This is a genomic window from Pseudomonas sp. BMW13, from assembly GCF_013357275.1.
GTDB lineage: Bacteria > Pseudomonadota > Gammaproteobacteria > Pseudomonadales > Pseudomonadaceae > Aquipseudomonas > Aquipseudomonas khazarica.
Genome location: NZ_SUKD01000057.1, coordinates 1 through 404, shown reverse-complemented (window position 1 = coordinate 404; position 404 = coordinate 1). Strand labels below are relative to the sequence as shown.

At 68.1% G+C, this 404-nt stretch carries 1 protein-coding gene; it reads right to left on the bottom strand.

Going from position 1 to position 404, the window contains the following annotated elements:
• Positions 1-404: type VI secretion system tip protein TssI/VgrG (gene tssI / locus E4487_RS24175; protein ID WP_175254567.1), on the bottom strand; the 404-nt coding region annotated here is incomplete at both ends.

Below are 404 nucleotides of genomic sequence, written 5' to 3'. Positions count from 1 at the left end.
TCGTCCCAGTCGCGCTGGGCGTGGACGTAGATCTGCTCGGCGCCCTTGCGGTCCTCGATGCGCAGTTCGTTGTAGCCGCCACCACCGGGGCTGCTCAGGGTCTTGAACACGCTGCGGGTCTTGTTCGCCGGCAGGTCGTAGGGCACCACGTGCTCGGCGTGGTACAGGCAGCCGGTGACCAGCGGCTGGTCGGGGTCGCCTTCGAGGAAGGTGACCAGCACTTCCATGCCGATGCGCGGGATGGTGATGGCGCCGTAGCGATCGCCGGCCCAGCTGGAGCTGACGCGCAGCCAGCAGCTGGTCTTGTCGTCGGCCTGGCCTTCGCGGTCCCAGAAGAACTGCACCTTCACCCGGCCGTATTCGTCGCAGTGGATCTCTTCGCCGGCCGGGCCGGTGACGACGGC